Below are 12,688 nucleotides of genomic sequence, written 5' to 3'. Positions count from 1 at the left end.
CGTAGAATAGTCGCCTCTCCTCGTCTACCTACTTTGAAGTAGTCGCCCTGTGATGTGGCGTAGTTCCTTCTTTGGCACCTATTATAATCACGACAAGGGATTCTAAACCATTCGAAGCATGTACCATAAGAAGCTTCCCTTGATTTTTTTCTACAAAATTCAAAGACATGCTGAAGTCATAGAATGTCTCATTTCGTTCTGCGACTCTCTTAAATCCCGTAAATTCTGTAGACAATCTTCAACGTCCTGTTCTACTGAAAGATAACCTTCATAATCAATTAACTTAACCTGGTTATATCTTCGATTAGCCCTTAAAACGAAATACCCTTCTCGGATTTTTGCTGAAATAGCGCCATTATTTATTGAAGTTGTCTAGGCCTTCTATTGCTTTTCCTTTAATACTATCCCTTTTCATACTCCAATTAAACTCATTTTAGCACTTTTTTATTCATTTGCAACTATCACAATGTTTGAAAATACTTTTCAGGACTTTCTTCTTTAGGCACATTAACGACACGCTAGAATACTTGTTAATGCTAATAATTATGCAAAAAAAGAACCTAAGACATAGTGTCTTAGGTTCTTTTTAATTAGAAAAATAAGCCTCTAAAATCTCCAAGTATTGAGACAAGGTGAAGATTTAATTGGCCATATGATATGAAGAAGATTCTCTTGTCTTTTGGTAAATTAAAAACAAATAATTTTTGCATTCCTCTGCTAACATATTATTATTATTAGCCAGCAAAGAATACGTAACCGCTTCTTATATCAAAGTATTGCTTATGCTTGCTTACTATATACTCAGCAAGTGTTTTATGTGCTTTAGATATTTGGGAAAGATCATATGATACCAACATTTCTGCAATTTCACTATAATCTTTACCCTCATGCATATACCAGAATGCTTGATCAGCTGAGTCAAATATTGCAATAGCGGAAGCCAAATCATCTAGCAGCCAACCATTAGGTATATCTTCAGAATACATTTCAAGGAACACCTTAAAACGTTCTAAATTTTCTTCTCCCCAGTACTGATTTTCTTTTATATCTAACAATTCTTCTGGCGTAAATTGGATAGTCATAGAACTTCCTCCTTATAACACATTAGTATATTTACCATAATTTACTTGTATAGCTACATTTATGCAATTAAGGGCTTTCAGCATTTCGTTTACATGTAATGTATTTTCCTAAAATTTCCAGAAACTTTATCTATCTTATATATTTTTATAATGAACTAAATAAAGTTATTCAGAATTTTTAGTAAAGTATGGGAAATTACTTCCCAACGGAAAAGTTTTAATTACTTTTTGTAATGCTTACTTGCACAGTAACAAATATGATCAATTGTAAAACAAAAATGAAACCTGAACTATTTAGCACTTCAAAGAATTCCTTTTTCGTGAATGAATAAAAGAGGATTATCAATGATAAAACCATAAATGAATGAGAAGTAAGCCCCAAAATTTTATTTTCATCCTTTAATAAATCTTTAATTATCTTTTTCATATTCCACCTACTTACATTAAAAGAGGATAAATATTTAATTGTATGCCACTGAATATCTCTTCTTAGACTATATCTTCATCCAATACTAATGGAATTAGTATTATGGTATTTATAGTAAACTTGATATGTATTAGGAAGAGAGTGAATAATTTGTTTCATCGCTTTTAAAAGGTTTTCTTTGTATTCAGCGTTTATTAAGATAACGTCTTGTAATTTTTCATGTTTTAGAATGTATGTCTCATATCCTAGGCATGCATGTATCCATTCATTTAAATGATCTGACTCTCGACTATTACTGAATCCCGTGTAGATACAAATATGGTCAGCAACCAAGTTTAAGCCTTGTTCTAAGATGTACATAGTGAGAAAGAACGGAGAGTTCATGTAATTTAGTACATACTCTAAGGTAAAGTTTTGTGCCTTATTAAGCCAATCATAAAAAATACGTAACTTACTTGTGTCAGTCCATTCAGCAACTAGTATGTCACGCTTCCTATAAACATGTAGGTTTTTAAGCCATCCTGTCTCTTCGATTATTTGTAGTTTGAAATCAAACAACTCTTTGTTACGTATATGATGGCTAATCGTCAATTTTGTTAAATTCGCATCATGCCAACTCATATCACTACGCTTCATTTCAGCTGGTGTTGGATGAACATGACGAAGGTCAGTATTACCAGATTGATATCCTGAAGTAATAATAGATAGGATTTTCTCTAGTTTTTTTATACACATTATTTGGTCAGACATTAAATATTCCTGATATATTGGCATTTTCTTACCCCCAATTACTTCATGTTGTTGATAGATAATGTTAATAGATTCTTAAATTCAATGATTTTCGTAATACTAGCAATGTCTTCTTTTACATAGTGAGAGAAGACTGATTCCAGTTCATCTAAAAACTGGTTCAATTCTCCCTGTGAAATAGAAAGGTTTACATTAAATTCTGAAGTCGTAATGACTGAAACGTCCATTTATCAACATCTCCTTATTTTATAGTTAGAATTATAGCTTAGACCCTTACTCAATTTAGGTATTTCTGTTTTAAGCTAAAAAATGATGAATTTCGTCATTATGTTTGGATAAGTTTTATAAAAACGTCCAATTGTTTCGCAAGCTGTTCATATTCAGCCATTTTAGCAATGACCTCTGGATTACGAGGTATTTTTTCTAACTCTGCCTTACGTTGCTTCATTACTAAGGAAGTAGCACGTAGCATCGGCTTTAAAATATAAAGATCAAATGCGTCTCCTTCTTTTCCCTGAGACATCTTTAAAGATTCTTCCATCATAATTGATACAACGCCATGACGGGCCGCTCTCCCTTCAAATGGGGAAGCAACCACGCAAGCGCCAAGATAATTAATTAATCCAGCACGGATTTGTGTTAAATCATTTGAATACAAGGCTATCACCTTTCCTGGATAATTCTTTATTTGTTTGAATCTTCCACATTATCTGTATCAGACAGGTTAATCAGTTTCATGCAAACTACCCCGATGAAAAGAATTAGCCCGAAAGTAACTATAATAATGGGTAACGTAGTGATAAATGAATCATCATTTATTGCAATGTAAACTGAAACGACCCTGTCTGGACATTTTTATTATTGAAATACTATAACTAGTTGGCAACGCTCTAACTAAACAGCGAATATGTCAAAGGAAACACGTTTACTAAAGCTTTTAGTTGCATTAAGAAAGCCTACTGAAGTCTATCATGCATTCGTAACTTCCCACATCATCTTTAGTGCATCCTAAACAAACGTGATTTCATACATTTCATTATATCTACTGGATAACCGTCAAAAAATTCAAAATTTCAAGGTTCCTCAAGTATAGTATTATGCCACGCCTCCCGTTGTGCATTCATATAATTATTTTCTCTAATCCGCTCAGTTCTGTATAACAAGATAGTAAAACAAGTTACTAGTAGAACCTTTCTATCCTTACTTATTCTTCAACAATAGACATAGAATTAACTGAAAGTTCGTAGACCGTCTTAATATCACCTGTTTTTGAGCGATAATTACGAGATTGAAATCGTCCATGAATCGAAACACATTCCCCTACTTTTAAATTTTTTGCTAAAGTAGCGTCAATACCCCAAGCAATTGTAGGAATATACGATTCTTTTCCGAAGGAACGATTATGAGCCACTAATAGATCAGCAATCCGACGTCCCTGGCCAGTTTCACGATAAACTGGTTTTTTCACTACAAACCCTTGCAAGTCAATAACATTTTTGTCACCGATTTTAGCTAATTTTTCTTTAGAGATCTCCTCGATTTCTTGTAGATAATTAAACACGATTAAGCGACTTTTACCATCAATTTCTCTATTAATTGTTCGTATTTCTCCAATAGAACTTACATAATCACCGATCTTTATAGGATTATTATGTAGTAACTTGTGAGACACGACAAAGGGTATAGTGTCAAAGGCACCGCTTTTACGTGGCACTTCTACAAGAAACTCATAAAAGTTATTGTCCTGTAAACTATGTGACTCTCTAATTTCTAGTACTTTTCCTGATAGTAATGTTTTATTTTTCATATTTATAACCTCTCTCTAATATGTTTCAAGTTCATCTCTTAAACAGAGATAAACAATACTATACCTTTGTTACTTTGAATAAAGGTATATACAAGTAACCACTTCTATTATTATTTAATTAGCAATAGAAGAAGGTTATGTACAGGGTAATGATATGAGGTCATCGTCGATCTGGATGTAGCTAAGGTGAAAAGTTTATGATATCAACCATTTTTAATACCAAATGAATACGAGATGCACAACTCAATACCTTCAGGATTTACCAAATTTAAGGCTGTCTAGCTTTCTCCACATTTAGAGTTTTATCGAATATAGGCAATATAGCTTGTGTCTTGTACTAGTCGCTCATGCACTACTTAACAATCCTTGCTAAATCACCTTTCTCAGATATAGTTCTCCTTCGTTTACTTTGACAAAGTGCCAGCTTACCAGGCAATCCAGTAAACTTCATTGTTTTGCCTCATGTCATATCTTTTCTTTTTCTAACGACGCGGGGTTTGAGGTTAGCCATAAATATTATGAATATTTTTCCTCAGTTGAATCGTGTCTTGCTCCAATAAGTCATATAGTTGATTTTCTATTAAGCTTCGAAACGTTTGGCCTAAGGTCAAAGGCAAAAATAACTACAACCTTTTCATTAAAATACATTCTATCTTGGGCTAACCCCATTGAAATTATTGTATTTTATCAATCGCTCCACAAAAAATTTAAGATCACAGAGAAGCAAACGTGGTCCTTTGAATTTATTGGATTGCCATTAGCATCCATTGTATCAAACTAGGTATAGATTAATAGACCTGGAATTAAGTAGGTACGGAGACTAGATGTTCTTTTACTTTATAATATCTAAAGTCCCTATTAAATATGTAAAAAAGTAATTCTTGTTCTTCTACATTGTTGTCTACCCGTCTACTAATGTTCAATCAATTATCTTGTCACTTCAAGCTATATTAGTAGACAGAGACATGAATCATAGATAATACTTTTAATAAAGTTTGCACATTACTATACTTCAAATCATCCAGCAGGATTAATGTCATTGAATTACCACTTAAGATACTATTAAAGCCTCTTGTCTTTATTGAATGGTATCAGAAATCTCTATCTTTTCTCTATTGTTATCTTCTTACCCACAATCTAAGAAAGGCAATGGAATTGCATATTCTTTCTATAGTTACTGCCCAGCTAACCTATAGCAGAAACTAATAACATATGAGCTTTGTATAATAAACTATGCCACACCAATTCTTCTACTTCTAAAAGGTTGCTGCTGGTGACAGCCTTTGTTAAGAGATGACATTCGCATTTTTTGTGCTTGCTATTAAGACAAGAATATATAGATTGAGCTTTTAATGTACCAAACCCTACTACATAAGCTTTACAAGAATCTTCTTAACAGCAGCGGATACTTGGTTGATGTTCCTAATCACATTTTGTAGATATATATTTATTATATCGTCATTTATTTCTCCATAAATAAGACAAGACCCTCCTGTATAATCTTGTCTCTATTCTAACAATAGAAGACTAGTTGAATCAATACTGATTATGATAATGGTCATATTGCAAGTATTATCATAATGTAGATTTATAGTTGAACAATTATTGCATCTTTTTCTGTAAGAGTATTTTCCCTTCCCCCAATTCTCGAATAAACTCATCGTCAATAATATCAATACAATTAATACTTTGTATTGTATCAATAACAGAAGGAACTGAAATATAAGCTACTGAAAGGGCTCCCATACTAAAAAAATAGTGTTCAACTTCTTTTAAATATACTTGCAAGTTCCTCATTCCCCCAGCCCTATACTATAATCTTAAATAATTTCTTTATCATAACTGACTTACGCTATCTCTAAGACCATTTCACCATCTTTATAAATCAATGTGCCCTTCTCATTTAATAAAAGACACGTATAGTTTAGATGAGTTTCGAACTGGGGATTATCAGTAGAAAATTTCTTAAACCAATGATCAATTAACCCACGAGATCCAATACATACATTTACACAGGTACCGTCTTCATCTTCATAGTGTTCTGTTGTACAGGTTGGGGCTCCCCAAACTTCTATAGGATCCTTGCCTTCAAGTGGTGCAGCAACTTCCAATTTAATATTATTATGGTCATCTAAATGTTTCACTTTAAATTGTTGAATATCTTCTGCTGTTCCAATAACAGTCACAATTGTATGATAAGTATTTATCATGTTATCTCTCTCCTATCTTAATGAATCTACTGTCTTTTAGCTTTATCTTATATGTACTTATGATTAAGTCAATAACTAAAATTCTTTTACCACGGATATAAGATTATATTAATAATAAATGATATTAATATCAATACCCAAGACAAGCTTTTTCCATTTCAGCTTAACTTAGTGTCAGCTTCCTTCAAAATAGAATGAACAATTTGTTGAAGCCTATTTTTTGTATCTGGATCTTTACATTTTTCAGATGTCATAGCGATTTTAGTTGCAATTTTTAGTAAGAATTCTCTATCTAGCTGCATGATTATACACCTCTAAAAACAAATAAAAGTCGAGAAGAATTTAAGGCTCCGTCTCGACTTCTTTTATTTGTATATTTTTTCTCCTCACATGATGTGGTATTGTGAAACCGTTATGGCATGTCAATTGGCCAAAAAACTACATAAACCTTTCTTACTAAGCATCTTTAATTTTATTAACTAAACAATCAATTTCCTTGATAATACGTTTTTCAACTCTAGATAACTTTACTCAAGACTTTTATATTTATAAAATTAATAGATCTTTATCATCTTACAGTTTAACGCTACGCCCCCAGAGAGACTTGAACTCCCGACTCACGACTTAGAAGGTCGTTGCTCTATCCTACTGAGCTATAGGGGCATGGAAACAAACACTTACTAAAAGTCACAAGGCATTTAATAGCATCATTAACTACTACTAAAGCTATTGTTTGTATAATATAAACCCCCCTCAGCTGATAAGGATATCCTATATGACCTTTGTCTAGATAAAATAATAAAGACACGTTTGTTGTCTTTATTATAATGGCATTAGTTTACATATTGCAAGCTTTTAAATTTCCATAAATTTCTGCCCTGCCTAAACAGTCGGAAAGTTGACGATTACTAGCATAATTTAATGCAGTACTATTTGTTTTGAATTAGCGCTCAAATAAAATAAGGAGGCAATTTACCTCCTTATTTTATTTGAGCTTATCTTGAAATACACTAAGCTCTTTTAATTTATCCTCTAATGTGGTGAGTCTAAATTGCAATAAATTAACTGACTCATGAAGTTCTCCAATGTATTTTTCTTTCTCTTTATCAGAAAGCTTTGCTTCATCTAGATTTTTATTAAGCGTTTCAATTCGTTCTTGTTTAACAAAAATAATATCTTGGTATTCATTGATCTTGTAAAATAAAATTAGGATTGTACTAAGTAACAAAACATAAATCGTTATTTTTATGATTTTCATCATTTCACCTCATATCCTGTATTTTGATTAGCCAAGATAAAAGCGTCAATCTGATTCATAGTTGTAGCTATCTTAAATCCCCATTTTGAATCACTAGAATATCGCTTATTTACACCAGCAAGCGTTGGACCAGCATAGTACTGTCCAGAAGTCAAAAGATAATTGGCTTTTAATTTATTTGCTACAAAGACAACCCCATCTTCAATTGAGCTAAAATGAACGGCTGACTCATAAGGGGATTTATCATAAGCTCCATAGCCAAATAAGTTGCTTTTATTTCTAGCTATAGCTGAATTCCCCCAACCGGATTCATGAATAGCTAGCGATGTTAAGAAGATTGCATTTACCCCAGTCTCTAGTTCCGCATTTACAAATGTAGCTCCTAATCCAGCCATATTTGTCCCCTTTAAAAACTGATTTAACTCGTAAGTTGTGACTGCTGAGGGTGTCAAGAGATTTAAAGAATAAGCGTTATTACTTGGGTATCCGACTGCTTTACTAGAATATAAAAGCTTACCTCTATTTAAGACAAGACGGGAAGAAAATGTTACATGATTTTCTTGTAGTCTAAATTTTGATGTGAAGGCTTCAAAATATGCATGCTCTGCTAATTCTAATTGTCTTTCAGATACAGTAATTAATTGCTCCGTTTTTGCTTCCAGTTCAGCTATCAATGCAAGCTTATTTTCATAATCCTCTAAAACCCTTGGATTAGCTGATGCAGGTAACACTGTTAGTGATAATCCAACTCCAGCTGCAAATAATGCTTTTTTCAAGTTTCCTCATCCTTTCATCTTACGCATTGTCTTAAAGATAAGGCGAATGCTTGGGTTTACTTGGCTTTGTACGCTTTTTTATATGCTTCTTTACACATGGTGGGTGCTTATATATATTACATAAAATATATACTTTATTCCCTAGATACACACGAATTTCGCCATAATGTTAATAGAAAAACAAGAGCAAAATGTTACTTGCTCTTGTCTTTATCTCCGATCTCTAATCGACGGTATATCTTAGTTCTCCCAGGTTTTAACTCTTGTAATTTTCCTTGCTTTATCTTGTATAAGTCTTTATAATGAGACCTATAATATGTGTATTCAATTTCTGAGGTTTTGAGGAGCTCCGGCGTTACGATCGCTAGGAGTTCCTTTTTCTTTTTCAACTGTCTGATTCGTTTATGCGAGAGTAAATCCTTCTGAGTAAAATACCCTTGCCTCTCTAACAAATCTTCAGCTGCTGCTTTGAATCTCTCAAAAGCCTTCATCGTTTCTGTGGATTTTTTGTTCTCTTTTGTGTCCTGTACATAATGAGTTGATGCTTCCTCTTCAGAAGTCCCCCACACATATGTCTCACGTTTATCTGCATGTGAAAATGAAAAATTTTTATCCTCCAAATCTTTCAATCTCTTTTCCGCATCCAAAAAGACCCTTTTCGTAAGAATTGGAATTCTAATAATATTTGTTCTGTACTGATGGAGTAATCCTTTAAATCGAATTTTATCCCTCTTTCGTGCTCGAGCCTCATGCACAAACAGAACATCAGAATTTTCTGGTAAATACTCAATAAGACCAAGCGTTGCTGCTAAGTGCATTTTTTTGTGAATAGTCTTCACACTACTTCCCGCAACTGCTCTATCTTGCATCCATTTAGAAATATTCCTTACTTCCGCAATGTAAATTGCTTCTTCTTGACTCGTTATAGAAATATCTGGTAGATATATTTTAGCATCTAGCATCATCATTTCAAGTAATAACAATAACCGAGAAGTTCTAAGTCGTTTATAAAGCCTAGGAGCAAATGCCGCAATTCTTTTATCTGCATATCTATACATTTCTGCAAAATCATCAAGCTCTCGACGTTTTTCTTTTTGCCATTCAGTCTCTAAAGTAAGATTGAATATATATGCAATATGATGACGTACCGAAGTACTGGATAACCCAGATAAAGCTTCAAATAAATCAAATATGTCTAAAGAATAATCTTCACAGCAAGCATAACATTTATATTTCGATTTACCTTCAGAAGTATACTCAAATCTAGCAGAGGGATTTTTATCCTCATGATCTGGCAAAATACAAGATATACTTTCATAAGCTTCGCATCCAAATAGAATCTCCATCGGAAAAACAGAAGCAGAATGATAAAAATCTCTGCGACCCCTTATCACCATTGGCTTTAGCTCATCCAACCAAAATGGGAACATTATATCCTTAGTTATATATATATTATTAGTTAATCTATGTACTAAGGATATAAATGTTTCTAGTTTGGTCAAGTTACCTTCATGCCTTGTGGCAGTAGGGCTAAAGGCAGTTTGGATTCGTTCTGCTACTATGTTTTTGATTTCATCCCAATCATGATTAGCTATTAATTTAACCATTTGATTAGTAGACTTCTTAGCAGCATTTCTAATTTGGTCTTTTCTTTCTGCAGCTGGACCTTTCGATCTTACTGCTGCTTTGTACGTGATTGGAACATCTAATAAGTGTTTAATAGAATTAACAACATCGTAATTCTCGTAAACTATTTGCTTACCGCCAAAAAATAGTCTTGCAGCATCTGTACAGCTTGTATCTGATAGTTTATAGCCTTTATAGAAAAAGGATTCCACTAGAGACATAGTAAGTCGTTCTCGGAGACTTTCATTGGTTACGAGATTATCTACTACAAAGAAGACTCGGTATTTTCTATGATTCTTTTCTGAGGATAGAGTTTCATAGATTACTGATGGATAAATTTCTCTGGAACTACAGATATCGAGAATATCTTGTATTTCTAGATAGAGTTCACCTTCATATTTTACCTTGTCGAACTTACCTGTTTCCTTGTTCCTCACTTTGTATTCATTGTCGATATCAATAGCAAAGATTTGTTGGGACTTCCAGGTTCCTTTCGATGCAGTAGGACGTATTTTTTCTCCCTTGGCAATGGCTTTTAGATGTTTATCACTTAAGCCAAGTTCACCCAAAATTACTGTTTGCCCTCGCATAATATATGTCATTATTTCGGGAAGTGTAGCTGTAACAGGATGGTTCATAATTCGAACTTTTACAAGACCAGCACATTTTAATGCCTGTTCTTTAGTAGAAAAGCTTTGCGGATCCACCATGATGCTATATTCAGTTGTGTTAGACATGTCTAGGTATGTCCCCTCCCTCGCCCTATAATGTGGACAACTATTCGACAATTAATAGCTCGTCCATAGCTACATTATACAGCTTTGCCAAACGAAATAAAATATCCACAGATACTTTTCTTTCTCCGTGCTCAACTAGCCAATAGCCAGTTGGAGTTTTATAGCCAAGTTCATTTGAAACGAAACTTATGCTGAATTTTGCATCTTCACGCAAATTCTTGAGCTTTTCTAAATTAATATGTACCACCTCGTCACCTCCATAGACGCCCCCCACAGAAACTTTATTACTCTGTAGAAGGAGTCATTTAAGGTTACTGGCTTTGGCTTTAAGATGATTTCTTAAATATGTTATCCACAAAAATTATAAATTGCCTTAAGATTTCGTAGCTTAGATTCGTCATTTATCCACAAGTAGAGAAGTTTTTAAAAAGCCATATTTTAAGGGTACTTAAGTGATATTCTGAAGCTTCAGAATAAAAAAAGAGTATATTGTTATGTTTTAAGATTTAGATTTACACTCAGAATGTCGTAGAATAGGCTTTAGAAGCTCCCAGAAGAGTTCTATAAGCTTTTTAATAGTTTTATTCATCCTAAGTAGTAAGAGCTTTTTAACGTCATTCTGGTAATTTTAAAGAGCTATTGAAATCATTTCAACACAAAACATTTTTAAGCGCGTCACTTAAATTTAGATTAATGTAAAATCTTTAATAGCAAATCTGATTAAATAGATTCTCTTAAATTTAATTGTCAGATAACATTTCTATCGTGTATTTCTCTACAAGATGTTTTTTAATCTCTACTTTAATTTGATCTAGTGCGATTTGGGCATTAGGCGATTTGATATACTGAATTAATTCAAATGGCTTTTTGTCTTGCCAATTAGTGTCTTCAGCTAATCGATGCTCAAGGATGTTTTTAGAGAACATTTCGACACGCTGATTTACAGAATAGCGTTGATTAACAATTTCTTTTAACTTATTCGGCATTAGTGGTTTTAAACCAGTATAAAGCTCTCTTGTATAGCCAGATTGGGCCCATGTTATGTTTTGATTTACTTCATTCCAAACGATCGAACGATGTTCCCATTCTTCCTGTGATATATGAGGAGGTTTACTAGTATCATCCCAATAGTCGTATTCTTGGAACCTAGAATTAGTACGGAGAATATCTAAATAACGTCTTTGTGAGGAAAAAAACTTTAAAAGAAATTGATTTTGGTAAGGATAGATAACGACGTCACAAGTAAAATCAAATTGAGGTAAAGAAAGACCTGTTTTCTTATTTTTTTGTTCGGCATCCCAAATTTTATAATAAAGGCCTGTTAATATACTAAAACCACCCTTAAGATAATTTTGAAGAGGACTAGAATGCTCTATGCTAAGTTTTCTTGCGATAGTACTGTATTCATGAGCAGCTAATAGATCCGAATAACGTTCATGTGTTATTTCTACAGCCGCGTCGTTTACTAACTCCTGGAATTCATTTAATAGTTCATGCAGTTCTCCCATAGAAGCTGTGATTTTAAACGAGTTGTATATTTTCATTGCTTTTCTCCTCCATTAAAGGGCTATCCACTTACTTAGACAACCTTACATTATTAATCATTGCTTGAATGAGTATGTGTTAGTTAAACAGATATTCAGATGAATTCCTCCCCCCTCTAAAGCCAATAAAGCGAACGGAAAATTGAATATTCTATGTACCGCTATCATAGTAACATTAATAAGACATGACGGTGTTCTACACCTTGTCTTAATGCTAGAGTAAAAGATAAGAGACGTCAATCCAGCCTAGACGTAGTGTTTTCGCAGGTAAAAACGGATTTAATTATGAACCAATGAACTAATTTGATATTTAAATGTATACTAAAATTAAACAAAGTAAAATCTAAAGATCGACTAAATTCGACATGTATAACTTTTTATGGAGACTATAAGAAGTGTAGAATCTTGCTCAAATAATTTGAGTAAGTTCCATAACATCAATTATCTGAATAGTTAGATAATAAAGGGAAT

At 33.1% G+C, this 12,688-nt stretch carries 14 protein-coding genes and 1 tRNA gene; all 15 read right to left on the bottom strand.

Translation table 11 applies throughout. The features are described 5' to 3' along the window. Nucleotides 1-734 precede the first annotated feature (734 nt). The 15 genes from MKY88_RS24135 to MKY88_RS24065 all read right to left on the bottom strand — a co-directional run bounded on the left by MKY88_RS24135 (nucleotide 735) and on the right by MKY88_RS24065 (nucleotide 12,217). Entirely contained in the window at nucleotides 735-1,082 is a 348-nt protein-coding gene (locus MKY88_RS24135; protein WP_193834072.1) for a hypothetical protein, read from the bottom strand. 217 nt (nucleotides 1,083-1,299) lie between these two features. After that, nucleotides 1,300-1,509, bottom strand: a complete 210-nt coding sequence (locus MKY88_RS24130; protein WP_069483521.1) for a hypothetical protein — start codon at nucleotides 1,507-1,509, stop codon at nucleotides 1,300-1,302. A gap of 75 nt (nucleotides 1,510-1,584) precedes the next feature. Then, entirely contained in the window at nucleotides 1,585-2,283 is a 699-nt protein-coding gene (locus tag MKY88_RS24125) for a hypothetical protein (RefSeq protein WP_328204350.1), read from the bottom strand. Nucleotides 2,284-2,297: 14 nt separating this feature from the next. Next, on the bottom strand, nucleotides 2,298-2,486 hold the full coding sequence (locus MKY88_RS24120; RefSeq protein WP_069483519.1) for a hypothetical protein: 189 nt from the start codon (nucleotides 2,484-2,486) through the stop codon (nucleotides 2,298-2,300). 98 nt (nucleotides 2,487-2,584) lie between these two features. Next, entirely contained in the window at nucleotides 2,585-2,917 is a 333-nt protein-coding gene (locus MKY88_RS24115) for a hypothetical protein (protein ID WP_328204352.1), read from the bottom strand. A gap of 546 nt (nucleotides 2,918-3,463) precedes the next feature. Further along, nucleotides 3,464-4,066 carry a single-stranded DNA-binding protein gene (locus MKY88_RS24110; RefSeq protein WP_069483517.1) on the bottom strand — a complete coding sequence of 201 codons (603 nt, stop codon included), beginning with the start codon at nucleotides 4,064-4,066 and terminating at the stop codon, nucleotides 3,464-3,466. Nucleotides 4,067-5,668: 1,602 nt separating this feature from the next. Then, on the bottom strand, nucleotides 5,669-5,854 hold the full coding sequence (locus tag MKY88_RS24105) for a hypothetical protein (protein WP_069483516.1): 186 nt from the start codon (nucleotides 5,852-5,854) through the stop codon (nucleotides 5,669-5,671). A gap of 59 nt (nucleotides 5,855-5,913) precedes the next feature. Further along, complete coding sequence (locus MKY88_RS24100; protein WP_340814866.1) at nucleotides 5,914-6,276, bottom strand: hypothetical protein; 363 nt, start codon at nucleotides 6,274-6,276, stop codon at nucleotides 5,914-5,916. Nucleotides 6,277-6,434: 158 nt separating this feature from the next. Then, on the bottom strand, nucleotides 6,435-6,578 hold the full coding sequence (locus MKY88_RS24095) for a hypothetical protein (RefSeq protein ID WP_328204354.1): 144 nt from the start codon (nucleotides 6,576-6,578) through the stop codon (nucleotides 6,435-6,437). A 287-nt stretch (nucleotides 6,579-6,865) separates the two neighbouring features. Beyond that, a tRNA-Arg gene (locus MKY88_RS24090) sits at nucleotides 6,866-6,939 on the bottom strand. Between the two features lie 322 nt (nucleotides 6,940-7,261). Continuing rightward, nucleotides 7,262-7,537, bottom strand: coding sequence for a hypothetical protein (locus MKY88_RS24085; protein ID WP_340814865.1), 276 nt, complete (start codon nucleotides 7,535-7,537; stop codon nucleotides 7,262-7,264). Next, the gene (locus tag MKY88_RS24080) at nucleotides 7,534-8,310 is read right to left on the bottom strand and encodes a glucosaminidase domain-containing protein (RefSeq protein ID WP_069483513.1); all 777 of its coding nucleotides are present in this window, start codon (nucleotides 8,308-8,310) and stop codon (nucleotides 7,534-7,536) included. The genes MKY88_RS24085 and MKY88_RS24080 overlap by 4 nt, the downstream gene beginning before the upstream one ends. A gap of 194 nt (nucleotides 8,311-8,504) precedes the next feature. Continuing rightward, the gene (locus tag MKY88_RS24075; protein WP_340814864.1) at nucleotides 8,505-10,673 is read right to left on the bottom strand and encodes a hypothetical protein; all 2,169 of its coding nucleotides are present in this window, start codon (nucleotides 10,671-10,673) and stop codon (nucleotides 8,505-8,507) included. A 40-nt stretch (nucleotides 10,674-10,713) separates the two neighbouring features. Beyond that, the gene (locus tag MKY88_RS24070) at nucleotides 10,714-10,920 is read right to left on the bottom strand and encodes a helix-turn-helix domain-containing protein (RefSeq protein ID WP_051582398.1); all 207 of its coding nucleotides are present in this window, start codon (nucleotides 10,918-10,920) and stop codon (nucleotides 10,714-10,716) included. A 493-nt stretch (nucleotides 10,921-11,413) separates the two neighbouring features. After that, the gene (locus MKY88_RS24065) at nucleotides 11,414-12,217 is read right to left on the bottom strand and encodes a hypothetical protein (RefSeq protein WP_193833999.1); all 804 of its coding nucleotides are present in this window, start codon (nucleotides 12,215-12,217) and stop codon (nucleotides 11,414-11,416) included. Between the last annotated feature and the right edge of the window lie 471 nt (nucleotides 12,218-12,688).

Origin of the sequence: Lysinibacillus sp. FSL R7-0073 (genome assembly GCF_038009065.1) — a bacterium.
Lineage (GTDB): Bacteria > Bacillota > Bacilli > Bacillales_A > Planococcaceae > Lysinibacillus > Lysinibacillus fusiformis.
The sequence above is the reverse complement of the archived record's forward strand: the minus strand, read 5'-3'. Positions and strand labels throughout refer to the sequence as shown.